Annotated in this window: 24 protein-coding genes; 7 read left to right on the plus strand and 17 right to left on the minus strand. The window is 66.1% G+C overall.

Annotated features, from left to right (window positions below; translation table 11 throughout):
• Positions 1–151: 151 nt before the first annotated feature.
• From ACN9M1_RS15705 to ACN9M1_RS15715, 3 genes are all read right to left on the minus strand, one after another.
• A complete protein-coding gene (locus tag ACN9M1_RS15705) occupies positions 152–2458 on the minus strand; it encodes a primosomal protein N' (protein WP_426395795.1) in 2307 nt (768 codons plus the stop codon).
• A 582-nt stretch (positions 2459–3040) separates the two neighbouring features.
• Positions 3041–4135, minus strand: coding sequence for a uroporphyrinogen decarboxylase (gene hemE / locus ACN9M1_RS15710; RefSeq protein ID WP_426395797.1), 1095 nt, complete (start codon positions 4133–4135; stop codon positions 3041–3043).
• A gap of 93 nt (positions 4136–4228) precedes the next feature.
• Positions 4229–4705, minus strand: coding sequence for a cupin domain-containing protein (locus ACN9M1_RS15715; RefSeq protein ID WP_426395799.1), 477 nt, complete (start codon positions 4703–4705; stop codon positions 4229–4231).
• Positions 4706–4855: 150 nt separating this feature from the next.
• On the opposite strand from ACN9M1_RS15715, the gene ACN9M1_RS15720 reads away from it, so the two are divergent.
• Together ACN9M1_RS15720 and ACN9M1_RS15725 are read left to right on the plus strand one after the other, a co-directional pair.
• Positions 4856–5203 carry a GFA family protein gene (locus ACN9M1_RS15720; RefSeq protein ID WP_426395801.1) on the plus strand — a complete coding sequence of 116 codons (348 nt, stop codon included), beginning with the start codon at positions 4856–4858 and terminating at the stop codon, positions 5201–5203.
• Between the two features lie 135 nt (positions 5204–5338).
• Complete coding sequence (locus ACN9M1_RS15725) at positions 5339–6193, plus strand: hypothetical protein (protein ID WP_426395803.1); 855 nt, start codon at positions 5339–5341, stop codon at positions 6191–6193.
• Positions 6194–6204: 11 nt separating this feature from the next.
• Here the strand turns inward: ACN9M1_RS15725 and ACN9M1_RS15730 are convergent, their stop codons facing one another.
• The 4 genes from ACN9M1_RS15730 to ACN9M1_RS15745 form a co-directional block, all read right to left on the minus strand.
• On the minus strand, positions 6205–7239 hold the full coding sequence (locus ACN9M1_RS15730; protein ID WP_426395805.1) for a Rieske 2Fe-2S domain-containing protein: 1035 nt from the start codon (positions 7237–7239) through the stop codon (positions 6205–6207).
• Complete coding sequence (locus ACN9M1_RS15735) at positions 7236–8372, minus strand: hypothetical protein (RefSeq protein WP_426395807.1); 1137 nt, start codon at positions 8370–8372, stop codon at positions 7236–7238. Before ACN9M1_RS15735 ends, ACN9M1_RS15730 begins: the two co-directional genes overlap by 4 nt.
• Positions 8369–9526, minus strand: coding sequence for an ATP-grasp domain-containing protein (locus ACN9M1_RS15740; RefSeq protein ID WP_426395809.1), 1158 nt, complete (start codon positions 9524–9526; stop codon positions 8369–8371). The genes ACN9M1_RS15735 and ACN9M1_RS15740 overlap by 4 nt, the downstream gene beginning before the upstream one ends.
• Positions 9527–9666: 140 nt before the next feature.
• Positions 9667–11469, minus strand: coding sequence for a methyl-accepting chemotaxis protein (locus ACN9M1_RS15745; RefSeq protein WP_426395811.1), 1803 nt, complete (start codon positions 11467–11469; stop codon positions 9667–9669).
• A 551-nt stretch (positions 11470–12020) separates the two neighbouring features.
• Between ACN9M1_RS15745 and ACN9M1_RS15750 the strand changes: the two genes are divergently transcribed.
• On the plus strand, positions 12021–12968 hold the full coding sequence (locus ACN9M1_RS15750; protein ID WP_426395812.1) for a sterol desaturase family protein: 948 nt from the start codon (positions 12021–12023) through the stop codon (positions 12966–12968).
• Between the two features lie 43 nt (positions 12969–13011).
• Here the strand turns inward: ACN9M1_RS15750 and ACN9M1_RS15755 are convergent, their stop codons facing one another.
• Positions 13012–13893, minus strand: coding sequence for a LysR family transcriptional regulator (locus ACN9M1_RS15755; protein ID WP_426395814.1), 882 nt, complete (start codon positions 13891–13893; stop codon positions 13012–13014).
• Positions 13894–14003: 110 nt separating this feature from the next.
• Here ACN9M1_RS15755 and gstA point away from each other — a divergent pair, with 110 nt between their 5' ends.
• A complete protein-coding gene (gene gstA, locus ACN9M1_RS15760; RefSeq protein WP_426395816.1) occupies positions 14004–14633 on the plus strand; it encodes a glutathione transferase GstA in 630 nt (209 codons plus the stop codon).
• Here the strand turns inward: gstA and ACN9M1_RS15765 are convergent.
• Genes ACN9M1_RS15765 through ACN9M1_RS15775 form a run of 3 tightly spaced genes read right to left on the minus strand, consistent with a single transcriptional unit; the run spans position 14622 to position 16145 of the window.
• Positions 14622–15314: an aquaporin gene (locus tag ACN9M1_RS15765; RefSeq protein WP_426395818.1), complete on the minus strand. Its 693-nt coding sequence runs from the start codon at positions 15312–15314 to the stop codon at positions 14622–14624. The genes gstA and ACN9M1_RS15765 overlap by 12 nt on opposite strands.
• A gap of 5 nt (positions 15315–15319) precedes the next feature.
• On the minus strand, positions 15320–15814 hold the full coding sequence (locus ACN9M1_RS15770; RefSeq protein ID WP_426395820.1) for an arsenate reductase ArsC: 495 nt from the start codon (positions 15812–15814) through the stop codon (positions 15320–15322).
• Between the two features lie 10 nt (positions 15815–15824).
• Positions 15825–16145 carry an ArsR/SmtB family transcription factor gene (locus ACN9M1_RS15775; RefSeq protein WP_426395822.1) on the minus strand — a complete coding sequence of 107 codons (321 nt, stop codon included), beginning with the start codon at positions 16143–16145 and terminating at the stop codon, positions 15825–15827.
• Positions 16146–16319: 174 nt separating this feature from the next.
• Here ACN9M1_RS15775 and pstS point away from each other — a divergent pair, with 174 nt between their 5' ends.
• Both pstS and ACN9M1_RS15785 read left to right on the plus strand, forming a co-directional pair.
• Complete coding sequence (pstS, locus tag ACN9M1_RS15780; protein ID WP_426395824.1) at positions 16320–17381, plus strand: phosphate ABC transporter substrate-binding protein PstS; 1062 nt, start codon at positions 16320–16322, stop codon at positions 17379–17381.
• A 172-nt stretch (positions 17382–17553) separates the two neighbouring features.
• Positions 17554–17757, plus strand: coding sequence for a DUF3562 domain-containing protein (locus tag ACN9M1_RS15785; RefSeq protein ID WP_426395826.1), 204 nt, complete (start codon positions 17554–17556; stop codon positions 17755–17757).
• Between the two features lie 28 nt (positions 17758–17785).
• On the opposite strand, the gene ACN9M1_RS15790 is transcribed toward ACN9M1_RS15785, so the two are convergent.
• From ACN9M1_RS15790 to ACN9M1_RS15805, 4 genes are read right to left on the minus strand one after another with little or no spacing between them, the layout of a single operon-like run.
• Positions 17786–18733 carry an alpha/beta hydrolase gene (locus ACN9M1_RS15790; protein ID WP_426395828.1) on the minus strand — a complete coding sequence of 316 codons (948 nt, stop codon included), beginning with the start codon at positions 18731–18733 and terminating at the stop codon, positions 17786–17788.
• A 49-nt stretch (positions 18734–18782) separates the two neighbouring features.
• Complete coding sequence (uraH, locus tag ACN9M1_RS15795) at positions 18783–19190, minus strand: hydroxyisourate hydrolase (RefSeq protein ID WP_426395830.1); 408 nt, start codon at positions 19188–19190, stop codon at positions 18783–18785.
• 58 nt (positions 19191–19248) lie between these two features.
• Positions 19249–19716 carry a CoA-binding protein gene (locus tag ACN9M1_RS15800; protein WP_426395832.1) on the minus strand — a complete coding sequence of 156 codons (468 nt, stop codon included), beginning with the start codon at positions 19714–19716 and terminating at the stop codon, positions 19249–19251.
• 14 nt (positions 19717–19730) lie between these two features.
• Positions 19731–20873: an RsiV family protein gene (locus ACN9M1_RS15805; RefSeq protein WP_426395834.1), complete on the minus strand. Its 1143-nt coding sequence runs from the start codon at positions 20871–20873 to the stop codon at positions 19731–19733.
• A 561-nt stretch (positions 20874–21434) separates the two neighbouring features.
• Here ACN9M1_RS15805 and ACN9M1_RS15810 point away from each other — a divergent pair.
• On the plus strand, positions 21435–23879 hold the full coding sequence (locus ACN9M1_RS15810; RefSeq protein ID WP_426395836.1) for a DUF6600 domain-containing protein: 2445 nt from the start codon (positions 21435–21437) through the stop codon (positions 23877–23879).
• Between the two features lie 100 nt (positions 23880–23979).
• On the opposite strand, the gene ACN9M1_RS15815 is transcribed toward ACN9M1_RS15810, so the two are convergent.
• Entirely contained in the window at positions 23980–24396 is a 417-nt protein-coding gene (locus tag ACN9M1_RS15815; RefSeq protein WP_426395838.1) for a F0F1 ATP synthase subunit epsilon, read from the minus strand.
• An 89-nt stretch (positions 24397–24485) separates the two neighbouring features.
• The gene (gene atpD / locus ACN9M1_RS15820) at positions 24486–25889 is read right to left on the minus strand and encodes a F0F1 ATP synthase subunit beta (protein WP_426398882.1); all 1404 of its coding nucleotides are present in this window, start codon (positions 25887–25889) and stop codon (positions 24486–24488) included.
• Positions 25890–25893: the final 4 nt, after the last annotated feature.

A 25893-nucleotide genomic window follows, 5' to 3' on the forward strand; every position in this document is an offset into this window, starting at 1 on the left:
CTTCCCCTCCCCGCGACACAAATCCAAGGGGAAGTCGCCATCTCGGGCGCGCCTCTCTTTGCTTACTTTCTCTGGCAAGACAGAGAAAGTGAGTCGCCCCCGGCAGGGGGTGAAAGGGAGGTGGACCACCAAGGCCCCAAAAAAAAAGCAGTTAAATCCGCAACGGATCAATCTCCAACTGCCACCGCACCCCCTTCACCGTCTTCCCAATCTCCCCAAACCGCTCAGTCCAGGCGGTCAGCAGCTTCTGCAGCGCCGCGCGAGAGGCAGATTCCACCAGCAGTTGCGCCCGTTCGCGGTTGGCCAACCGCACCATCGTCATCGGCACCGGGTCATGCAAAAACACCGGCGCGCCCAGTTCAGCCACCAGTGCTTCCCCCATCTCCCGCGCAGCCTTCAGGAATTCCAGCGCCCGTGCCACCTCCTTGTGCTCGGTGGTCAGCAGCGCCTGGTAAGCGAACGGCGGCAGGCCGGCTTGCTTGCGCTCACGCAGCAGTTGCCGCGCGAACCCGCCGTAGTCATGCCGCACCAGCGCCTGCAGCGCCGGCGCATCCGGATACCGCGTCTGGATCAGCACCTCCCCCGCCAGCCCGGCGCGGCCCGCCCGCCCTGCCACCTGCATCAGCGAGGCAAACAGGTGTTCGCCAGCGCGAAAGTCATGGGAAAACAGCGAGGGGTCCGGCGCCACCACGCCCACCAGCGTCACGCGCTGGAAGTCGTGCCCCTTGGCGACCATCTGCGTGCCGATCAGGATGTCGACGCTGCCTTCGTGCACGGTGTCGAACAACGCTTCGGCGCTGCCCTTGCGGCGCGTGGAATCGGCGTCGATGCGGGCGACGCGGGCTTGCGGAAACAGCTCGCCGAGCGTCTCTTCGATGCGCTGTGTGCCGCGCCCAAGCGGGGCGATATCGACATTGCCGCAGTCGGGGCAGTGATGCGGAATTCGCGATTCATAGCCGCAGTGGTGGCAACGCAGGCGCCGCTCGGGCTTATGCAGCACCAAGTACGCCGAGCAGCGCGGGCAGCCCGACAACCAGCCGCACGCGTCGCACGAAAGCACGGGTGCGTAGCCACGTCGATTGAGAAACAGCAGGCTTTGCTCGCCGCGCGCGAGGCGGTCGGCAATGGCATCCACGAGCGGCTTGGACAACCCATCGCGGATCTCCCGCCCAGCACGCCGCTCCAGATTCAGGTCAATGAGCGACACGCGCGGCAGCACCGCCTCGGCTTGCGCGCGTTGGGACAGCGTCAGACGCACGGTGGCGTTCTGCTCCGCCCGCCACCACGTTTCCAGCGAGGGCGTGGCCGACCCCAGCACGACCGGGATATTGCGCTGCTTGGCCCGCCACAGCGCCAGGTCACGCGCGGAGTAGCGCAAGCCTTCCTGCTGTTTGTACGACGTGTCGTGCTCCTCATCGACGAGGATGAGCGCGAGGTTGGGCAGCGACGCCAGCATCGCCAGCCGCGTGCCGAGCACGATGCGGGCCTCGCCACGGTGCGCGGCCAGCCAGTTCAGCGCGCGCGGCTGTTCGGCGAGCCCGCTGTGCAGCGCAGCCATGGGTACGCCCGGAAAACGCGCCGCAATGCGCGCTTCCAGTTGCGGGGTGAGGTTGATCTCGGGCACCAGCATCAGCACCTGGGCGGCAGGGTCGCGCGCCAGGGCATCGGCGATGGCGTGCAGGTAGACCTCGGTCTTGCCGCTGCCGGTCACGCCGTAGAGCAGGAACGGGCAGAACGCACCGCTCGCCCCACCCTGCGCGATGGCCGCCACGGCGGTGGCCTGCTCGGCATTCAGAGCGGGCGCGACGGACGGCTCGGGCAATTCAAGCGGCTGCGGGAGGAGCGGCTTCGGCCGCAGTTCGGCGCGTAGCCAGCCGACGGCGGCCCAGTCGCGTAGCTTGGCTACCGCCTGCCCATGCAGGGCAACAGCAGCGCTGGTGGAGAGCTCGCCGTCGCCGGTCAACGCTTCGGCCAGACGCATGGCGCCAGTGGCGCGCTTTGGCACGCTGTCCAGCAATGCCGCCCGCGCCGGCTCAACCATCACGTAGACGGTTTCCGTAGCTTGGCGGGCCAGGTTGTCCCAACTGCCGGGCGTGCGCCACAGCGGCGGCAGCGCCGGCAAGGTCACTTCGCCAAGCGCGCGGTGGTAGTAGCCCGCCGCGAATTCGGCCAGCGCGCGCCATTCAGCATCGAGCGGCGGCACCCAATCGAGCACGCGCTCGATATCACGCAGCTTGTTTTGCGGCACCTCGGTGGTCGCTGCGGTTTCCACGACCAGCGCTACCACGCGACGGTTGCCGAACGGCACGACCACGAGTTGCCCGGGCAATACCGGCGGCAAGGTCGGGCCGTACCGGTAATCGAACACCGCATCGAGCGGCGTATCAATCACCACCCGTGCGATGGCGGCCGACGCGTTGGCATCAGGGAACACGGCGTCGACGTGGGTGGTGGTCATGCGGAGCGCAAACGGTTGAATTGCAAAGAGTTTGTTGCGTTGCGGCGATCTATCGTGCACCTGAAAAAAGCGGCTGGCCCGTCGCCCCTTGCCAGCGCAGCGACGCTGCCGCATCGCCAATGCTCAAGTATTACTTGAGGTTTGCGTCTTGGCGCCCTGATCGATGGCGGATTTTTGATCTGTCCACACAGGCTGTGGATAACTTTGTTGAAAAGTCGCTGGTTCTGCTCGTGGAAGGCCGTCAACACAGCGATTTTCTGGCTTGCACGATTTCCGCGCGTTCGCCTTTATCTCAAAAAAATCAAACACTTATGCGATGTGTGCGCGAACCATTCGGTGCTGCGCCGCGAAAAAAACCAGCCGAGACAGCTTTGTGCATAAGTCAAGTCTTGACAGCTTAAGTCTGCACAAAAACGTGCGAAATAAATCGCTTGACAGGGGTTCTGGGCCAGCTTGGGCCACCCGCACGCGAGTGGCCACTCACCCTAGCTGCACCAAAGCGGCGATGATTCCACTCGTGCCGTCGGCTGCACGCACCGTAGCAGGTCGATTCAAACACTATCGCACTGCAACATTGATGTGTTACTTGGCTTTGGCGCGCAACGCGCGGCTGTAGTTGTGCACCTCGTCCACCAGCACCGTCACCGCTTCGGGCGGCGTGAACTGCGAAATGCCGTGGCCGAGGTTGAAGATGTGGCCGTCGCTGCTGCCGCCAGCCGCGTAGTCATCCAGCACACGGCGCACCTGGGTGCGGATCGCTTCGGGCTCGGCAAACAGCACGGTCGGGTCCAGGTTGCCTTGCAGGGCAACGCGGCCGCCGGTGCGCTGACGAGCCAACTGCAGGTTGACCGTCCAGTCCACGCCCAGCGCATCGGCGCCGGTTTGGGCCATGGCTTCAAGCCACAGGCCGCCGCCCTTCGTGAACAGGATGACCGGCACGCGCTGGCCATCGGCCCCGGCGCGGATGCCCTGCACCACACGCTGCATGTAAGCCAGCGAAAACTCTTGGTAAATGCCGTCGGCCAGCGCGCCGCCCCAGGTATCGAACACCTGCACAGCCTGCGCACCGGCTTCGATCTGCGCGTTCAGGTAGTCGATGACGGCCTGCGCGTTGATCTCCAGGATGCGATGCATCAGGTCCGGGCGCGCGTAGAGCATCGACTTGACGGTGCGGAAGTCGTCCGAGCCAGCGCCTTCGACCATGTAGCAGGCCAACGTCCATGGGCTGCCCGAGAAGCCGATCAGCGGCACGCGCTGGCGGCCGTCCTGCACCAGCGCGCGGCGGATTTCCGCCACAGCATCAAACACGTATTGCAATTGCGACATGTCCGGCACCGACAACGCCGCCACGTCAGCCTCCGTGCGGACCGGCTTGGCAAAGCGCGGGCCCTCACCCTGCGCGAACGACAGCCCCAGGCCCATGGCGTCGGGCACGGTCAGGATGTCGGAGAACAGGATTGCGGCGTCCAGCGGATAGCGGTCCAGCGGCTGCAGCGTCACTTCCGTGGCATACGCCGGCGACTTGGCCAGGCCGAGGAAGCTGCCGGCGCGGGCGCGCGTGGCGTTGTACTCGGGCAGGTAACGGCCCGCCTGGCGCATCAGCCACAGCGGCGTGTAGTCGGTCGGCTGGCGGCGCAGAGCGCGCAGGAAGGTGTCGTTGGCGAGCGGTGCGGACATGGCGGAGGACTCTGGATGAGGGCGCCATTGTAAGGGAAGGTGTTTCCGCCCCGGCCTGATCCACGCCAACCTCCGCGCAGGTCAGAACACACTTCAGGGCACCTTGTGCGTATCGCCCGCGCGCTGCGGCGGCAGCTTGATCGCCATGGCCTTGAAGTCCGTGCTGGTGGTCAGCGTGCCGTGCACCACGCCGTGCGGAATGACGAGCAGATCGCCCGCCCGGACCTCGCGCGGGCCGTTGTCGAGCCAGACGGTAGCCGTGCCGGACATGACGTACTGGATCTCGTCCGAATAGGTATGCGTGTGCTTGGCCACGGTGCCCACCTGGATGCCCACCGTGCCGTTGGTGGTGCTCACCAGCGTCTTGGTGCGCAGCGACCCCATCTCGGCGATGACGGGGCCGATTTCGTCCGGCGTCATGCTGCCCATGTTGATGAGTTGCGCCGCAAGCGGAGGTGCAGCCGGTGCAGCCACCGGCGCCGACGCTTGCGCAAACGCACCGGCACATCCGCCAAAGCCGGCGACAAAGCAAGCCGCCCGCAAGACAGCAACAGAACGATGGTGGCGCATGGCATCTCCTCCTGTGTGGCGCAATGGCGGCGATTGTCGCATCGGTGCGCGGGCGCGGAGACTAGGGCGACTCCCAAGGGCGTGTCGTCCGTCGCCCTGCCGTTTGCCTATAGTGGACGGCACCCACCCCCCCCCGAACAGGAGACCGGCATGACACACAAGGGAAGCTGCCACTGCGGACACATCGCCTTCGAGGTCGAGGGCCATCCGGACAGCGCCATGGCATGCAACTGCTCGATCTGCCAGCGCAAGGGGTCGCTGCTGTGGTTCGTGCCGCGCGACAAAGTGAGGCTGCTCACGCCCGAGGACAACGCCCGCACCTACGTCTTCCACAAGCACGTGATCAACCACCGCTTCTGCCCGACTTGCGGCATCCATCCGTATGCCGAGGGCGCCATGCCAGATGGCACGCCGATGATTGCGGTGAACGTGCGCTGCCTGGAAGACATCGATCTGGACAGCGTGCCTGTGACGCACTTCGACGGGCGGTCGCGTTAGGCCGGCTGAGACACAGCGATCAGTTGGCGCGACGCCATCACCATTTGCGCGCACGGCACGGCGCTTTGATTGAGTGTCGCCTACCTTGCGTGAGAGCATCCGGCCCCATCGTTCAGGGCGGGCCCGTCGCGCACCATGCTGCATTTCGACTACTACAGTTGGCTCTTCACGCTTTCCACGCCGGCCCTGCTGGCGGTGTGCTTTGGTTCGCTGGGGGTCGTGTCGGCGGCGGCATCGGCCGGCTCTGCGGGCGTAGCGCGTCTGTGGCCGGCGCGTCCGGGCACCACCGTCATTGGCACGCTGCTGACGGGGCTGTTAGTGCCGACAGCCGTCATCATCGGCTTTATCTCCAGCGATATCTGGACGCAGAATGCCCGTGCGGAGGCCGCCGTGGAACGCGAAGGCATAGCCGCTGCGGAAGCCCAGCGCATCCTCGACGCGCTGCCCGCCCGCCTGGCCACGCCCGTTCAAACCGCGCTGCTGGTGTATGTGCACAGCGCCATCCAGGATGAATGGCCCGCCATGGCACATCGCACCTCCAGCCCGAACACTGGCCGTGCGTTCGCGCAGTTGCGCGAGGCATTGTGGGTGTCGCGCCAAGAAAGCGCTCAGGCCCCGCGCACGACATCGGCGACATTGGCAGACGTCCGCCGTATCGATGCACCCCAGCACATCGCGCATGAGCTGGATGAACTGGAAAAGCGCCTGGATACCATCGACAACGCGCGCGCCACACGCCTGCAACTGGCCAAGCGCCAACTGAGCGGCGTCAAGCTGGCCGCCATGGCTTGGCTGCTGTTCACCAATGCCTTCGTGATTGCCGAATTGCACCGCAGCGCCACCCGCGAACGCCGCATCGCCCTGACGCTCTTCACCGCCGGCTTCGGGATGATCTTCTTTCTGCTCGTGCTGCACGATCGCCCGTTCGCGGGCAGCGTGACGATCGGCGCGGAGGCCCTGTCAGCGCTGGTGGATTGCACGCTGCCATAGGCGGCAGTGGCTCACAGCCACATCTGCACGACCCGCTGCCCCGCCCTCACCGGCTCGCCATTCGGCATCCACACCGCATCGAGCATCGGTCGCACCAGGTCTAGTTCGGTAGAGATGCCATCCTGCCGCCCAAAGCGCACGCTGTTCGCGGCCTGGGCTTCGACCATGCGGCGATCCTGCTCGGCCACGCGATAGAGAAACGGCCACACGAGCCAGCGCACCGCCCAGGCCGGCGCCCAGCGGTTCTCCACATGCAGCGTGGCGAACACGCGCGTGCGCATCTCGTCTTCTGGCGTGAAATGCAGCGTGAAAGCCAGCGCGCTGCCATTGGCATAGCGGTACTCGAGCTGCGCCGTCGCGGGAGCGGCCGTACCGAAATGCGCGCGTTCCATCGTGCGGGGGGATTCGAACAACCGGTACAGCAAACCGCTTTGCTGCGGCTGGCCGGTGTAGTCCACCTGCAGGCCCTCGGCGGATTGCGTGACGGCAACTGTCACAGGCTGGCGTGCACCGTGCCTGCGCACGAGACCCGGATGCACGAGATGCGTGTGCAGCGGGTCGAGAAAGTTCTCCAGCGCGTCAACAGGGCGGGCTTGCCAGAGCGTGCTCCACAGAAAGCGCCGGCTGCCGGACGGTAGGCGACTCAGGAACGCCGGGAGCGCAGCGGGGCCGGCTTCGCCGGGTGGCCGCGCGCTCAACCAGATCAGCCCATCGTGCTCAAAGACGTGCCATGCATGGACCTGCACGGTGGGTACGGCGGCGCTCGGGCACAGGCCGGGTATGGCGGTGCACCGGCCGTCGGCCCCGAACGTCCAGCCGTGGTACTTGCACTGCAGCGTCTCGCCGACGAGCGCGCCATCCGACAGCGGCACCTGCCGATGCGGGCAACGATCGTCCAACGCGAGCAGCTTGCCGGATGGCAGCCGGGCGAATACCACCGCGCGGCCGAACAGCGTCACGCGCATCGGCGTGGCTCGCAGGCGGTGCGCCTCGGCCACGGGATACCAGCCGCGCAGCAGCGTAGGGTTCCAGACAGCGGCCGTCATAGCTGAAAGCGTTGCATGATCGGTACGCCGATCCGGGTGGTGAGGCTGCGCAACACACCGATCGCGCGGCGCGTGGCAGGCGGCAGGTGCTGCGTGTAGACAGCGCTCATCTCGATGGCCGGCACGCCACCGCGCAGGCGCTTGAAGTGGGCGGCGCCGGCGCTGAGGTTCAACTCGGCATCGCGCGCCATCGTCAGGCGCAGCACGTGCGCCATCAGCAGGCGATACAGGCCGGCAGACGGCGGCCACGTCGTGTCGTAACCGACGATGGGCGCCGTCAGCAGCGGCCCCTGCCCGAATACGCCGACCACCGCGCGCAGCACGCCCTGCGCATCACGAAAGCCCGCGCAGTCGAGCAGCTCCGCTGCATGCCACGCCTGCAGGAACGCCGCCGTGTAGCGGGGGTTCAACGCGGAGTACTTGTCGAGATAGAGCTGGGCATACAGCCGCTCGGCTTGCACGAAATCGGCATCGTTAAAGGCGTCGTGCGGCACGAACGTCAGCGGCGTCTTGTCGAGCCAGCGCAGGTCACGCCGCAGGTTCTGGTGCTGGCGTGTGTTGTGCAGATCGCGGAACACGTAGACCTGCCGCGTGGGGATCAGATCGAAGCCCGCAGCCGCAGTAGCACGCAACCAGTCGGCATGCTGCAACGTGTTGAGCGAGCGCAGCCAGATGGCGCGATCCGGCCAGCGCTCGCGGCACATGCGCACCAGCGCCTCGAGGTCGAACGCCGCCGCCGATGGGTACAGGTTCGTGCTCACCAACCAGTTGTTGACGGCGACGGCGCGGTCCAACTGCGCATGCCGCATCCACGCGTCGGCCAAACCAATCGCGCCACGCAAGACCGGCCGGAGCACACGCGGCATCAGCCGCTCGGATTCTTCCGCCGCATAGCGGCCGTAGGTGGTGATGGGCGAGCAGATCCAGGCGTTGTCGGCATGACCGGCGCGATCCTCGCTGCCGTTGACCGTGACCGGCAACGGCAAGCCACCCGCCTCCACCATGTCGATCTGCGTGACGAGATTCGCAACGAAGGGCAGCGACGCCTGCCCGCGATGCACGTGCAAGAACGCAGCCGCCTTGTCGGCAAAACACGCATGCATGGCAACGGTGATGGCGCCCGGCGCGTTCATACCTCGGGCAGCTCCTGGCCGTCCCATTCAATGTCTTGCGTGGCCGCTTCGCGCATGTTGCAGCCCTGGGCGATGGCCAGGCGCGCATATGCAGCGAGATTGCGCACGCCGCCCCACAGTGGACCGCGGTCGCCCGGGGTGCCGAGGACGTCGGTGGCGGCACGCCAGTCGTGGCGCCATTGGCTCAGCTTGCCGCGGCGCAGTGCCTCAAACAGCCCGACCGACGCCATGACCGCCGCCGCCATACGCGGCGCGCCGGGCGAGGGCTCGATGCAGCCATCAAGCGTGCCGGCCAGTGCGGCGGGCAAGGCATCATCGAGACCAAACAAGTGGCTACCGCTGGTCGCGCGTGGGTTGCATTCGAGCGGGCTCACGCGGCCGTCAGCCTGCTGGATCCAGTCGAACGAGAGCTGCCCCGTGAAGTCGAGCTTGCGCGCAAAGTTGGTGACGAAGTCGCGCACTGCATCGATGCGCGCGGGCGCGAAGTAGAAGCTCGCGCTGGTCGACATCCGCCAGTCCGGGCGATACACCGCATGCGCCACCAGCCGGCCGCGATCGGCCACGCTGTACGAGCAGAACTCCTGCCCTGCCACCAGCGTCTGCACCACCCACGCGCCCAAGTCCGCCAGCGGCGGCGCATCGTCGGGGATGCCGTTGCGATACAGGCGCACATGCACGCCAAAGCGCGAGAACTCCGGCTTGAGCACCACGGGCCGACCGGCGGCCCAGGCGCGCGCTTCGTCCAGCGACTGCACGCGCGCGGAGACTGGCACATCGGCGCCGCAATCCTGCGCAAGTTCCAAGAACTGCCATTTGCTGTGCACCGCGCGCAGTTTGCTGAAGTCGTCGGCCAACACGCGCACGCGGCTCGGCAGGTGATGTCGATAGCGCGAGAGGTAGAAGACTTCCTCGCACGTCGGCACCACCAGATCGATACGGTGCTCGCGCACGATGCGCGCAAGGTCCGCCACAAATTGCGCCGGCGCATAGCGCGGTGAAGCCATGCGCAACGTCGCCGTCACCGCCTTGGACGCCCCACTGATCTGGCACGCAATACTGTCAGCAATGCAGACCGTCCACCCCTGGTGGGCAAAACGGCGGGCGTGGTCGAGCGCGACAGGCGCACGGCCACCGAGGATCAGCACATTGGGCATACGGGCGGAGCGTTGAGGTCAGGCAACGTCCGCCGGGGGCGAGAGGCGCGGGGGATGCTGCCGGGGCTCCATTCTAGGCAATGGAACGCCCGGCCCGCGTGTGTTGAAGAGGGGTATTGCGACGGCGTAACAGCGTGCGTTCAGGCGTTGCGCAGCTTGAACAAGCCCACCGTGCGCGCCAGCCCCTGCGCCTGCTCATTGAGCATTGCCGATGCCGCCGTCGACTGCTCCACCAGCGCCGCGTTCTGCTGCGTGGCCTGGTCCATCTCGGCGACGCTGCGGTCGATCTGGCTGATGCCGGCGCTTTGCTCGTGCATCGCACCGTCAATCTCACCGATGATGCGCGCGACGCGCTCGATACCCTGCACAATCTCCTGCATCGTCGCGCCGGCGGCTTGCACGCGTTGCGCGCCGGTCTGCACGCTGGCTTCCGAGGCCTGGATCAAGTCCTTGATCTCGCGTGCGGCCGTCGCGCTGCGCTGGGCGAGCGTGCGCACCTCGCCGGCCACCACGGCAAAGCCGCGGCCGTTCTCGCCAGCGCGAGCAGCTTCCACGGCGGCATTGAGTGCCAGGATGTTGGTCTGGAACGCGATGCTGTCGATCACGCCAATGATCTCGGTAATGCGCGCGGACGACTTGCCGATCTCGTCCATCGTGCTCACGGCGCTCGACACGACCTCGCCGCCGCGCGTGGCGGCATCGCTTGCCTCGCTGGCCAGACGCGTGGCCTGCACGGCCGCGTCGGCGGAGTTCTTCACGCTGGTGGTCAGCTCGGTCAGTGCGGCGGAGGTTTCCTGCAGATTGCTCGCGGACACCTCGGTGCGGTTGGACAGATCGCGGTTGCCCATCTCGATCTCGCCGGTAGCCGACTTCATGCTGTCGACACTGGCGCGCACTTCCAGCAGCACCTCGCCAATCTTGTCGATGAAGGTATTGAACGATGCGCTGATCTGCGCGACTTCATCGTTGCCGACCACCGGCAGGCGGTGCGTGAGGTCACCGCCGCCAGCACCGATGGTGTCCATCGCATCGCGCACCTGCGACAGGCGGCGAAACGATTGCGAGGTGAAGAATGCGGCAATGCCTACGGCGGCCAGTGTCAGCAGCACCATGGCCACGGCCAGCGCCTTGACGACGTTGCGCAAGCCGGCGGTGGCCTCGGCCTTGTCCAACGCGATCACCAGATACCAGTCGGTGCCCTGCACGGCCTGGGCCTTGAGCAGCTTGGGCGCGCCGGCAAGTTCCAGCTCCAGCGGGGCCGTGGCGGTGGCCAGCTTGGCGAGCGCATCGGCGTTGAGCGCGGCCGCCACGTCGGTGGCCGGTTTGAGCATCAGCTTGGCGTCGGGGTGGGCGATCACCTGGCCGTCCTTAGCGACCACGAACGCCAGGCTCGACGGCGTGGGGTGCACGGCGGACACCACTTCGCGCACGCCATCGAGCGGCACGGCGCCCGACAGCGCGCCCGTGGTTTCGCCGTTCTTCACCATCGGCGCGGCAAACGACACATACGGCACGCCGGTCGACACGTCGCCGTAGGGCTTGGTGACGAGCAGCTGGCCTGCGGCAATCGCTTGCTTGTACCAGGGGCGAGCCGTCGGGTCGTAGTCCTTGGGCGTGGTCGCGCTGGTGGAGATGAACGACTTGTCCGTCCACCCGACCGTGATGATCGGGAAGCCGTTGGCATCGCCCATGTGCTTGCCGAAGCCTTGCGGGTCACCATGTTCGATCACGCTGGCGGTGGACTTCACGGCCTGCGCCTTGGCCGCGACCCATTTGTCGATGGCGAGCGTGTTGCCGCTGGCGATGGCGGCGAGGTTCTGGTCAATCGATTCCATCGTGTTGCTGCGCACAATGGAATAGGTGGCAGCGCCGGACAGCGCCAGGGCACCGACCACAGTGGCCGATGAGATCAGGAGGATGCGGGTGCGGAGCGAGGAAATCATGATTCTTCTTAGATGAACGTCCTGCGTGAATCAGTCTGCGTACGGGTATGACCGTAGCGCCCTCCAGATTGATTGCCGGCTGTCGGGGCCACTCAAGCTGCTACGGCAGCGGCTGGGGGAACTTGAGCCGGTGAAACCCGCCCTTCCGAGGGGCAAGCCGTTCGGGGGTGTGCCGCTGGGCCAGACAAAATCCAGTGCATTGCGGTACGCAACGGCATTCGCGGCAGTCCGAGACCCGGTAATGCATAAAAAAGCGGCATGCACGAGCGTCTGCGCGCCGTGAATGCGCAAGAAAGCCGCATGAATGCGGATCTGCGGTTCGTGAATGCATAAAAAAGCAGCACGAACGGAGCATCCAAGGTTCGTGAATGCATAAAAAAGAGGCATGCGCGACAGTCTGAAACCCGTTCATGCTGAAAAAAGCAGCATCAACGGGCGTCTAGGGCACGATGGCGCCGCTTTGAGGTGAATCGGGTCGTGGAGGGCCCCGATTGCCGCCCTGGCACGATTTGCAGTACCGTCGCCGGCATCCCTCCACGGAGCCCAGCGCCATGGCCGTGCTGCTGACCATCCTTAAGATCGCCGTCGTCATCGTGCTGGTGTCGTCACTGGCCGAGGCGATCGTGCTGTCACTGAGAAACGGCTGGGCCGCGTACGACTGGAAGGCCGCCGGCGTCTCGGTGGTCGATTTCCTCGTACGCGAGTACCCACTGCGCTGGCTGCTGCCGCTGGCGTTCTGGACGCAGGGCCTGGAATGGATTTACCAGCACCGCCTCTGGACCCTGCCGATGGACCATTGGACCGGCTGGGCTGCCTGTTTTCTCGGCCAGGAGTTCTGCTATTACTGGTACCACCGCGCAGCGCATCGCGTGCGCTGGTTCTGGTGCACCCACGCCATTCACCATTCGCCGAATGACTTGAACCTATCCGCCGCCTACCGTTTCGGCTGGACGGGCAAGCTGACCGGCACCCTCGCCTTCTTCGCGCTGGCGCCGCTGCTGGGCATGCCGCCGCGCATCGTGCTGATGCTGCTGTCGCTGAACCTGCTGTACCAATTCTGGATTCACGCCACGTGGATTCCACGCCTCGGCCCGCTGGAGTGGGTGCTGAACACGCCGTCGGCGCACCGCGTGCACCATGCCGCCAACCTCGAATACCTCGATGGCAACTACGGCGGCGTGCTGATCCTCTTCGACCGGCTGTTCGGCACCTACATCCCCGAGCGCAAAGACGTGCCCTGCCGCTACGGCCTCGTGCGCCCGATGCGCACATACAACCTGCTGACCATCGAGTTCAGCCACTGGCGCGCGCTGTGGCAAGACCTGAAGACGGCCCGCTCGGCGGGTGATGTGTTCGGTTATCTGCTGCGCCCGCCCGGCTGGCGGCCCGACGGCAATGGCGAAACAACGGAAGACCTGCGCCGCCGTGCAGCGCTCGTCGATACCCGTTTGCGCTTTGACGAACCCACGCCAGAGGAGCGGCCGGTCGCCTCGTCATAACCCCGCACACCTGCAGGTACAGGGAGTCGTCTGCTAAGCGCGGTTACGGCAGGCGCAACGCCTGCGCCAGATGCCCATACACCACCGCCACCCGCCGCAGGTGGCGGGACTCCGGATGGGTCAGCAGCCACAGCTCCGACTGATTGGCGTCGTGCAGATCCCGCAACTGCACCAGGTCGGTATGCGCCTCGGCCATCAGTACGGGCAGGATGCCGACCCCCATGCCCATCGCCACCATCTCGGCCACGATCTGCAGGCTGTTCACGAAATACGTGGGCATGACCTTGGGGAAATGTCGCTTGCGCCAGGCCACGGAAGGGTGCTCGGGAATCGCGTCGTCAATGGCCAGCCACGGCGTGCGGCCCGCTTCCACATCGGCGTAGGTCGTGCCGCTACCGCGCGCCGCATACAGCGCCACGCGGATGGAACCGAGGTGTTTGCCCACCAGATGCTGCGGCGGGCGCCGCGTGGCACGCACGGCGATATCGGCATCGCGCCGTGTGAGACTGGCCAGCTCGTTGCTGGCGCGCAAGTCGTAGGCGAGATTGGGGTGCTCGGCGCGCAGGGCCTGCAGCGCGGGCGCAACCAGGCCCAGGAGGATGGTGTCCGTGGTGGTGATGCGCACCGTGCCCGAGACTTGGTCGGGCGCCGCATTGACCACCGTCCGCGCCGATTCCAGCGCAGCTTCCACCTGCTCCGCGCGTTCGGCCAGCGACAGCGCCAGCTCGTTGGCGAGATAGCCCGTGCGCGAGCGGGCGAACAGCCGTTGCCCGAGCCCGCGCTCGATGCGCTGCACCGCGCGGAACACCGTGGACGCATCCACGCCGAGCCGCTCCCCCGCTGCCGCCAGCGTGCCCGTGCGTGCCATCGCCAGCACCACTTCCAGGTCGGCCGCGCTCAGGCGGTATTGCGTCTGTGCAAGCATGACTTTCCTTGGTGCTTATTCCATTGGCGTGGACGCAATCCTACAGTGTCGCCAATGCCGCTGCTGCCTGCGTGCGCAGTGGCTGTTCCAACCTGGAGATCAAAACGACCATGAAGCTCTACTACTCCGCCGGCGCGTGCTCGCTGGCCGTGCATATCGCCCTGCGTGAAGTCGGTGCGCAGTTTGACCTGACCGCCGTCAATCTCGCCCAGCACCTCACCGCGGACGGCACGGATTACTACACGATCTCGCCGCGTGGCTATGTGCCGCTGCTGGAATTGGCCGACGGCTCCCGCCACACCGAGGCCGCTGCGCTGCTGCAATACGTGGCCGACCTCGACCCGGCACAGGCCTTGATCGGCAAGGCCGGCAGCACGCACCGTCTGTCGGTGATCGAATGGCTGACCTTTGTCAGCACCGAGCTGCACAAGGGTTTTGGGCCGCTCTGGTACAAGGACACGCCCGAAGCCACCCGCCAGGGCGCCAAGGACAAGCTCGCCAAGCGCTTTGCGGAGCTCGACGCGCGCCTCGCCAAGCAGCCCTATCTGGCCGGCGACTACAGCGTGGCGGATGCCTACGCCTTCACCGTGCTGAACTGGGCGACCTTCCTGTCGTTGCCCATGACGGCGTACCCGAACGTGCTGGCCTACATGGACCGCGTGGCTGCGCGCCCGGCCGTGCAAGCTGCGTTGCGTGCGGAAGGCTTGGTGAAGGAAGAAGCCGCCAGCTCAGTCGCCTGAGCGTTCGATGACATTGGGCGGGGCACTGCCGCCATGGCGCGGCAGCAAGGCGAGATGCAGCCCCAGCCCAATGGCCGCGCCAATGCATTCCGCGACAATGAAGCCCGGCACGCTGGCCGGCGCGATGCCGGCAAAGCTATCGCTGAACATGCGCCCGAACGCCGCCGCCGGGTTGGCGAACGACGTGGACGCCGTGAACCAGTACGCCGCCCCGATATAGCTGGCCACCAACGAAGCGGCCCGCCCATTGGGCGCGCGCAGAATCACCAGCAGCAAGCCGGCCGTCGCCACCGCTTCGGCAATCCACTGCCCTGCGCCGCTGCGCACCTTGGTGGAAAACTGCAGCAGCGTCATGTCGAACATGGCGTGCGCCAGCCAGGCACCCAACACCGCACCCACCAGTTGTGCCGTGATGTAGAGCACCAGCGCGCCGCCCGACAACTCCCCTCGCACGGCCATCACTGCCGACACCACGGGGTTGAAATGCGCCCCGCTCACGGGCCCCAACACTTCGATCAGCACATACAGCCCGCCTACCGTGGCGGCCGTATTGGCGATCAGCGCCAACGCCACGTTCCCGCCAGCCAGCCGCTCGGCCATGATCCCCGAGCCGATGACGACTGCCAGCAGCAAGGCCGTACCCAGCGTTTCAGCCAGCCATCGGTTGCGCCAATCCGCCATGGTGTTCAGGTGCGTGCAACGCGTTCGAGATGGGCCTGCAGCTCGGCGTGGCTCAGCGTATCGAGCGGCAGCATCAGCAGTTGCAGCATCCGGTAGCCGATGGCCTGGCGCGTCAGCTCGAAGGCCTGGCGCTTACCCGCATCGCCGCCCAGCGCGTTGGACGGATCGGGGTAGCCCCAATGCACTTTCACCGGACTACCGGGCCAGTAGGGGCAAGCCTCAGCGGCCGCGCTATCGCAGACGGTGATGACGATGCGCATGGGCGGCGCGCCCTCGGCCGCGAATGCGTCCCAGCTTTTGCTGTGATAGCCCGTGGTGTCGACGCCGGCATTGGCGAGCGCCTCCAGCGCGAACGGGTTCAGGCGGCCGCTGGGTGCACTGCCGGCGCTGTAGGCGCGCACGTCTTTGCCCAACTGCTGCGCCCAGTGGTTCAGCATGCCCTCGGCCAGCACGCTGCGCGCGGAGTTGTGGGTGCAGAGGATCAGAACGTTGGTGGTCATGGGTGCACCGTCAGCACGGGCAGGCGGCGCCTTCCACGCCGCACGGCTCGCCCTGGCAACAGTTTTCGGTCAGGAAAGCCAGCACGCCCTGCATGTGATCGAACGCGGCGCGGTAGATGAGGTTGCGGCCATCGCGCTCCTGCGTCACGAGCTGCGCATGCATCAGTTCCTTCAAGTGGAATGAGAGCGTCGCACCGGGCACGTCGAGCTGTTCCGCCATCGCTCCAGGCGTCAGCCCCGCCGGGCCAGCGACGACCAGCATGCGGAACACGCGCAGGCGCAGGTTGTGTGCGAGCGCGGCGAGGGCGCGGATGATGTCGTTTTCTTCCATATTTCCACTATATTGGAAATATTGGCAGCACCCAAGCTGCCCAACGTTTGCGGAACGGATTACAACGCTCACACCCCCGCAATAGAGGGGACGCATAGGCCCACATACGGTGCTGTCACGCATGCATCGCTACAATCGCCGGCTTCGTTCCCACCGCTGTTCGCTGGTCTTTCCATGTTCAAACACCTTGTTATTGCCCTGGCGGTTACCGCTGCGGGCCTGCCCGTTCTCGCCCACGCGCAAGTGCGCGGCGCGGGGTCGACTGCCGCTGCGCCGGTGTATCGCATCTGGTCGACGGGGTATGCCGCATCGTCGGGTGTCACGCTCAGCTATGACGCGGTGGGTTCGGGCGAAGGGCTCAAGCGTATCCGGGCCGGGTCGGTGGATTTCGGTGCGTCTGACGTGCCGCTGTCGAGCGCCGATGCCGCCAAGGCGGGCTTGGTATGTGTGCCGTCGGTGGTGACGGGCGCGGTGCCGTTCATCAACGTGCCGGGCGTGGCGCGCGGCCAGCTCAAGCTGACGGGTGAAGTGCTCACGCACATCTTCCTCGGCAAGGTGGAAAGCTGGGACGCCCCGGAAGTGCGCGCACTTAACCCCGGCGTGACGCTGCCCAAGCTGAAGATCCGCCCCGTGGTGCGTGCGGACGGTTCAGGTACCACGTACCACTTCACCGATTACCTGAGCGCCGTCAGCCCCGAGTGGAAGACCGCCTACGGCACCAAATCGACCATCGCCTGGCCAGCGGATACGCTTGCCGCCAAGGGCAGCGGCGACGTCGTCAAGACCGTGCAGGCCACGCCCGGCGCCATCGGCTATGTCGACTACAACTACGTGCTCGACAACGACCTCAACGCCGTGCAGTTGCGCAACGCGGCAGGCCGCTTCGTCGGCGCGCAGGTGAGCGGCTTCCGCGAAGCCGTGGTCCAGAGCGCGTGGAATCGCAAGGGCGACTTCACCGCACCGCTCATCAACCTGCCCGGTGCGGATACCTGGCCGATCACCATGGGCACCTTCATCCTGGTGCCGGCCGTGAGCCCGTCGGGCCCACGCACGCTGGCCGCGCTGAAGTTTCTGACGTGGGGCTATTTCCACGGTGACGAACTGGCCGCGCGCGCAAAGTTTGTGCCGCTGCCCGAGCGCGTGCAGGCCATTGCGTATCGTGAACTGGCGCGCGTGACGGATACATCCGGTGCCGCCATCGGCTTGCAGAGCATGCCCGCAAACTGGGGCAAATGATGGTTGCCGGCGCAGTCTCTGCACAGGCAGTCGCACCGTTTTGATGCGAGGCAAGTGGTCTGCTGAAAGCTTTGCAACAAGGCTGGATTGTTTCGACCCGTTACCTATAGTGGTCACGCGCCGCGCAAGCCAGCCGTGCGTGTCACTGCCAACGCAACAACGGGAAGCAATCATGGCCGCCGCCATCGCAGACCAGGACGAGCAGATCGACAAAATCGCACACGACACCGGTGCACCTGCCGATCTCGTCCGTGCTCAATATCAGGAAACGCTCCGCATGCTGGCCGCCGATGCTCGCGTGCAGGACTACCTCTCGCTGTTCGTCACACGGCGCGTAATGGCAGCGTTCCGCCCGCGCCGCACACCGCCGCGCTGAGTCTCGGCGCAGTTCGCGCCGCTCTCGCCTACTCCTCGCTGGTCATCCCCACGAAAGCGTGCGCCGCGCGGCGCATCCATTCGCGTGCGCGTTCGGCCTCGAATTGCATGCGCGCAAAGCCGTGCGTCATGCCTGAGGCCTCGATGGTGACGACTTGTGCGCCGTGCTCGACGAGGTAGCCGGCGTAGCGCAGACCGTCATCGCGCAGCACGTCGTGCGCCGCCACGATAACGACCGTATCGGGCGGCGTGTGCGCCGGCGGCTGCGCCATCAGATCGATGCGCGCATCGTGCTCGGACGGCAGCTTGGCCAGCGCTTCGGCGCCGATGAACTGCGTCCAATACCAGCGCATCTCGTCGCGCGTGAGGCCCGGACCCTGCGCGAAGGCGTTATAGCTTTCGCTGCCGAATGCCGGCGTGGTGACGGGATAGACGAGCAACTGCGCGCTGACGAGCCCGGGCCGCACCACCTGCGTAGCCTGCGCAGCAAGATGACCGCCCGCGCTATCGCCACCCACGGCAAGGAATGCTGGATCGAAGCCAAGCTGCTCGCGCTGTTCTGCGAGATAGGCCAACGCATCGCGCGCATCATCGGCCGGAATCGGAAACGGGTGCTCCGGCGCGAGGCGGTAATCCACGCTGACGACCGCGCAACCCGTGTCCTGCGCAAGCAATGCGGCCAGCAGGCGATGCGTGGTACGCGGCGCGCCGACCACCCACCCTCCCCCGTGAAACCACACCAGCAGGCGCGGCTTCACCACGTGCTTGGGCCGGAAGACGATCGCATCGAGCGTGCGACCCGGCAAAGGCAAGCTCAGGTCGGAGGCTTCCACGCCCTCGGGATCAGGATGGTTCGATAGCGCGGCAATGGCCTCGAAGCGCGCACGCTGCGCCGCCGGATCTTCCGGCGGGGGCAAGGCCCCAAAGCGCTCGGCAATACGTTGATAGAACTGCAGGATGTGCGGATCGACGGCCATGATGCGGAGAGGTGTGCGAGATTCAATGACCGCCGAAGTGTAGCGCGCGTCAGCTACCGCGATACGTCGAAAACCCGAACGGACTGAGCAGCAGTGGAATGTGATAGTGCTGCGCGGCGTCCTGCACGTGAAAGACCACCGGCACTTCGGGGAAGAACGTGGGGGTGTTGTGCTTGCTGAAGTAGGCACCCGTGTCGAACGTCACGCGGTAGTCGCCGGTGGCGAGCGCTTGACCGCGAGGCAACAGCGCCTTGATGCGGCCATCATCGTCCGTCGTGCCTTGCGCGATGGTGCGCCAGACGCCGTTCGCGCGGGCATCAAGGGTGACGCGTACTGCCGTAGCCGGCTTACCAGTCTGCTGATCGAGCACGTGAACACTTAGATCGGCTTCAGCGGCACCGGCAAGCGAGGAGGCAGCGGCCAGCGCGGCGGCGGAAATCCAGCGGCGGAATTGCATAGGAAGCTCCAGAAAAGACCGAAACCAAAAAGCCTAGTGCAAACCGCGCCGGCAATCGTCACGTTCCGTTGGGCTGGCCGATGCCGAGGCGCCAGTGCTCGATCTTGGTACAGCGGTCCTGCACGGCCGGGATGCCGGCGTTGCGCGCCACGACCATTGCCTCGTCATTGACGATACCGAGTTGCACCCAGATGCCGCCCACGCCCAGCGTCACGGCTTCCTGCACGACGGGCAACACGTGTTCGGCACGGCGGAAGATGTCGACCAGGTCGATGCGATGGCCGGCGGTAGCGAGCGTGGTGGCGGCTTCGGTCAAAGTCGCATAGCACGGCTCGCCGAGCACATCTTCGCCGGCGTGTTGCGGGTTGACGGGCACGATGCGATAGCCGGCCTGTTGCAGATAGCGCGCCACGTCATAGCTCGGCCGCGTGGGGCGCGGCGACAGCCCAACCACGGCGATGGTCTTGCCCGACAGCAGCCGGCGCATGGTGGCTTGTTCGTCGACGTAGGAAGGATTGGCGGACATGGTCAGCAGTCGATTCAGGTAGTGGGCCGCTTGCACACGGCCCCGAGATCATCCAGACGCACCGCCGCGCGAAATGCGCCCGACGCATACGGGCCCACCTCATACGGCCCGTAGTGCACGACGATGCGGTTGCCTTGCAGCGTAAACGGAAACGTGGCGTTGCGCAGGTCCTTCTCCTTGAGTGCGCCGCGTGCGGCATCGGGTGCGCCTTCGCGCTTGAGCGCATCGACGATCTGCGCGTTGAAGCTTTGCAGGCACGTTGGCGTCGGGTTCAGCACGTCTGCCAGGGTGATGGGCTGAAAGCCCTGCGCAGCGCGTCGCCAGTTGCCGGCGGTGAAGCTGTAGTTGCCGTGTGCGCCCCCGCTATAGGCCCACACCATGCGCAACAGGCTGACGGTGTCACCCACGCCGATGGCGCTGATGCGGACAACGCATTCGGTGTCGTATTGATCGCAGCGGTTGATGCGTAACGATTGCACCAACGCGTCGATGGCCGCATCGCCCGTCACCGGATAGCGCTCAGTGAGGGTGGCCTGCCCTGCCGTGCCGGTGACTTCGCGATAGTGCGCCATGCGCTTGAGCGTGAAGGGTTGGCTGCGGCCACCGTCGCTCCACGTGCCGGTGGCGCTGGTGCCATCCGCCGAGAAGGCACCGGAGAGCGTGCCGCCCTCGCGTGCGACGGGTCGGCCGCTGCCGTCCATGGCGTCCGCGCGTTCGCGCCAGATGAAGCGGTGCTCCGGCACATTGCGACCCTCGATGGCCCACAGGGTGCGGCCTTGGGGGCGATCATCGTAGGCCTCGCCAGTGAGCGTGTCGGCGATGGGGTCCTTATCTTTGTCCTGGTCGGCGGGCGCGGGGTCATACACGTTCAGCCAGACGTTCCAGCGTGGGCTTTCGGCCCCATTGCCGATCGCGCCTTGCCAGAACGTGCCGGCGTGGCGTTCGCGTGGCATCTTGGATTTGGCAAGCGCCGCCGTTGGCGCAGACGCAACAGGTGTGGAGGCGCCGGGTGCACTTGCTGGCGCCTGAGGCGCTGTCGAAGGCGCTTCCGTGGCCGCATGTGCAGCACCCGCCCCGCCAACTGTCGCCATCAAGGTAACAAAAACGCCAGCGCCCATCGACGCCAGCCCGGCCTGACCCGCCGCATGCTGCTGCATGCCTCCCTCCTAGAAACCAACACCCTAGCCTATGTCATGCCCCCGAGCCCCGCTCTCCATGCGGTTTGCCGGCCTTCAGGGCAAAGTGGTGGGACTGAGCAGGTGCAGCAGACGTTCCCGCAGATGTCTCGTTAAGCGTCTTTTGCGTCACGCCAAGAGACCGTTTGCAACACTTGCATTCGATTGCAATCCGACACACTTTGTTACGTCCGCGGCCTACCTCGTCGCCCACAATGCCTTCGCACCTTGCAGTTGTGTCCAATTGTTGTGCGCCAGACGGGCATCCCACCCGACATTCGCGCACGGGCACGACGGCAATGCCAAGTTACCCCTCCTTTCGAATTGACCCCTCGAAGGGATTTCCCGTCCGCGCGGCGCTCCCCGGCCCGCGCGCTTTTTTTTGCCTGCGCAATTTGCGCGCCCGACGTTCTGTCTGCGGCGCTTTCTACCGCGGCCTCCCCGAAACACGCTCTTACAAAGCCAAGTCGGCATGACGCCCGCTGCTGCGTTTAATGGAGACATCCACGCGGCGCATGCCGCCATAAAAAACGAGGGCTCATCATGTCCGCTGCTTCCCGTAGTGCTGTGCGTCTGGCCGGCGTGCGATTGCCGCATGTCTTGCGTGCTGTTGGCGTTGCTGCCGTGTTGTTGGTCTGCGGCTCGCAGGCCGCGCTGGCGGCCGATCCGGCTTCGCGCGTGGCGCGGCTGTCCGATTTCTCTGGCGCGGTCAGTTTCGCGCCTGCCGGCTCCGACGACTGGGCCGGCGCCACGCTGAATCGTCCCTTTACGACCGGCGACCGCCTGTGGTCCGATCAGGGCAGCCGCAGCGAGCTGCACGTTGGCTCCACCGCGCTGCGCCTGGGGCAAAACACCGGCGCCACGCTGGTCGACCTGGATGATCGCAACACGCAGGTCAAGCTGACGCAAGGTGCGTTGTCGGTACGCGTGCGGGCACTGCCGCCCGACCAGACCATCGAGATCGATACGCCCAACCTCGCGTTCAGACCGCAGGCGCCGGGCGAGTACCGCCTCGACGTGGCACCCGACGGTTCCAGCACCACCGTGACCATCTGGCACGGTCAGGGCACGGCCTACGGCGACGATCGCTCGACCCCGCTGGGCGCTGGCCAGCAGATCCGCTTTGGCGGCACCGACCTGGCCGAGGCGGGCGGCATGGACAACCCGGGCCGCGATGGCTTCGATCGCTGGGCCGAATCGCGCGACGCTCGCGAAGATGCCTCCATCTCGGCCCGCTACGTCGGCCGCGAAATGACCGGCTACGAAGCCCTGGACGGCTACGGCTCGTGGCGCGAGGAAGACGGCTACGGCGCCGTATGGGTGCCGAGCGCGGTGCCAACCGGCTGGGCGCCCTATCGCACGGGCCATTGGGCGTGGGTTGCACCGTGGGGCTGGACGTGGGTTGACGATCAACCGTGGGGTTTCGCGCCGTTCCACTATGGCCGCTGGGCCTATGTCGGCGCAACGTGGTGCTGGGTACCGGGGCCCGTAGTACCGCGCCCGGTGTATGCACCCGCGCTGGTCGGTTTTGTGGGCGGCGGCGGTGGCGGCGGGGTCAGCTGGGGGATCCACATCTCGATCGGTTCACCGGGCGTTGCGTGGTTCCCGCTGGCGCCGGGCGAGGCGTATCGCCCCGTGTATGCCGCCAGCCCGACCTACGTCACCAACATCAACAAGACGGTGGTGGTGAACAATGTCACGGTCAACAAGACCATCATCAACAACAACGTGACCAACGTCACCAATGTGAACCGCGTCACGTACGTCAATGCCAACAACCCCGCCGCGCTAACGGCCGTACCCGCCAAGGCGTTCGTGAGCGGCCAGCCGGTCGGCCCCGCGATGACGACGCTGCGCCCCGAGCAGATGCGCGCGCAACTTGCGCACGCGCAGATTGTGTCAACACCCGCGCTGGCACCGGTGAAGGCAAGCCTGGTGGGCGCGGCCGCCGCCAATGGTGCACATCCGCTGCCACCGGCACAGGTGTTCTCGCGTCAGGCCATAGCCGTGCGCGCACCGCAAGCGCCTGCGGGCGCGCATGACGCGTTGGCCGAGCGTTTCCACTCGCAAGGCGGAGCGCTGCCGGGCGCCGGCCCAGCGTGGACCGGCGGTAACGCAGGCGCGCGCGTTGCACCGGTGCGCGGCCAGCCCAACGAAGCAACGCTGCCCGCGCCAGCAGCTGCCCAGGCAGCGGGTCTACGCTTGACGCGTGCTGTGCCCAATGGGCCGGCACGCGCCGGCAACGAACCGGGTCGTCCACCGGAGCAACACGGTCCGAACGGTGGGAATAGTCCGAATGGTCCGCAGGGGCTGATGGGTTCGCCGAACCCGCAAGGTGCGCAGGCACCGCACGGCGCTCAGCCGGGCACCGCTCCGCAGGCGCTGATGGCGCCCGGCGAGATCAATCGCCCACGCCCGCTGCCCGGCGCAGCCGCACCGCAGGAGCGCCCCGGGCAACCGCAAGCCGGACAGGCACCGCAAGGTCCGGCCGGGATGACGACGCGCCCACCGCAACACGAGGGCGCACCGGGTACACCGCGTGACGAACGCCGTGCCTTCGAGCCACGCCTGCAACCGCCGCAGGCCACCACGCCGGCACCCCAAACTCAACCGCAACCGCAGCGCGGAGGCCAGGAGCTGAATCGCTTCACCGGCAATCCAGCCCCGACGATGCAAGAGCGCCCGCGCAACGAGCCGCCGCAGATGCACGCGCGCCCCCAGCCCGAGCAGCGTCCGCCCGAGCCGCGCATGGAAGCCCCGCGTCCGGCGCCGCAGCCACACGTTGTGGAGATGCGCCCATCGCAACCCCAGCCGCGCGCGCCGGAATTCCACCCGCCGCAACCGCAGCCTCAACAGCGTCCGCCAGAAGCCCGGCCGCCCCAACCGCAACCCCAGGCGCAACCGCCGCGGCAGGAGCACCACGAGGGCCAACCGCATCCGCAGGGCGGCAATCGCGGTGAAGAGAAACGCGAAGGCGAGCACCGTTGACACACCCGCCCGCCACCATGGACGGGCGAAAAAAAAAGCAGCCCTTCGGGGCTGCTTTTTCGTCTGGACCGGTCGATGACACCAACCGGTACACACTGCCTTAGCGCTTGCGACGCAGGCGGGCGATTGCTGCCAACTGCGCAGCGGCCACGGCCAGTTCACCTTGTGCACGGGCCAGATCGATGTCGCTGCTTTGATTCTGCAGCGCCTCTTCGGCCGCACGCTTGGCTTCGTTCGCCTTGGCTTCGTCCAGGTCGTGACCGCGGATTGCGGTATCGGCCAGCACGGTCACCTTCTTCGGCTGCACTTCGAGAATGCCACCGGCAACGAACACGAACTCTTCGCCGCCATCTTCCTTCTCGATGCGCACGGCGCCCGGCTTGATGCGCGTGATCAGCGGCGTGTGGCCGGGCAGAATGCCCAGCTCGCCGGATTCACCCGGGAGTGCCACGAACTTGGCATTGCCGGAGAAGATCTCGTGCTCAGCGCTGACGACGTCTACATGAATGGTTGCCATCTCGATTCCTTTGCTCAGAAAAGCGGCTCTCCGAGAATGTCAGAAAGCCAGTACTGGCCCCGGCTTACGCACAAGGCCAGACGTTGCTCTTACTGGAGCTTCTTGGCCTTTTCGAAGGCTTCGTCGATCGAGCCGACCATGTAGAACGCTTGTTCCGGCAGGTGATCGCACTCGCCGTCCACCAGCATCTTGAAGCCGCGGATGGTTTCCTTCAGCGGCACGTACTTGCCCGGCGAACCCGTGAACACTTCGGCCACGTGGAACGGCTGCGACAGGAAACGCTGGATCTTACGGGCGCGGCCCACAGCCAGCTTGTCTTCCGGCGACAGTTCGTCCATGCCCAGAATCGCGATGATGTCGCGCAGTTCCTTGTAGCGCTGCAGCGTCTTCTTCACGCGGTCGGCGACTTCGTAGTGCTCTTGGCCCACGACTTGCGGGTCGAGCTGGCGCGACGTCGAGTCGAGCGGGTCCACTGCGGGGTAGATACCCAGTGCAGCGATGTCACGCGACAACACAACGGTCGAGTCCAGGTGCAGGAAGGTCGTAGCCGGCGACGGGTCGGTCAAGTCATCGGCAGGCACGTACACGGCCTGAATCGACGTGATCGAGCCAGTCTTGGTCGACGTAATACGTTCCTGCAGCTTGCCCATTTCTTCAGCCAGCGTCGGCTGATAGCCCACGGCCGAAGGCATACGGCCCAGCAGTGCCGACACTTCGGTACCGGCCAGCGTGTAGCGGTAGATGTTGTCGACGAAGAACAGGATGTCACGGCCTTCGTCGCGGAAGCGCTCGGCCATCGTCAGGCCGGTCAGCGCCACGCGCAGACGGTTGCCCGGCGGCTCGTTCATCTGGCCGAACACCATGGCCACCTTGTCGAGCACGTTGGAGTCCTTCATTTCGTGGTAGAAGTCGTTGCCCTCACGGGTACGCTCGCCCACGCCAGCAAACACCGACAAGCCCGAGTGCTGCTTGGCGATGTTGTTGATCAGCTCCATCATGTTCACGGTCTTGCCGACGCCGGCGCCACCGAACAGACCCACCTTACCGCCCTTGGCGAACGGGCAGACCAAGTCGATCACCTTGATGCCGGTTTCCAGCAGGTCCACCGACGGCGACAGTTCGTCGAACTTCGGGGCCTTCTGGTGAATCGCGCGCTTTTCGTCGCAGGCGATCGGGCCGGCTTCGTCGATCGGACGACCCAGCACGTCCATGATGCGGCCCAGCGTGCCGTGACCCACCGGCACCGAGATCGGCGCGCCAGAGTTGCTCACGCGCATGCCGCGGCGCAGACCGTCGGACGAACCCAGCGCAATGGTACGCACCACGCCGTCGCCCAGCTGTTGTTGCACTTCGAAGGTCAGGCCCTTCTCGGCGAACGACGTATCGTTGCTGTCGTCCAGCACGAGAGCGTCATAGACCTTCGGCATCGCGTCGCGCGGGAACTGAATGTCCACCACGGCGCCGATGCACTGCACGATATTTCCGTTTGCGATACTC

The organism is Ralstonia sp. R-29 (genome assembly GCF_049913345.1).
Taxonomy (GTDB): Bacteria; Pseudomonadota; Gammaproteobacteria; order Burkholderiales; family Burkholderiaceae; genus Ralstonia.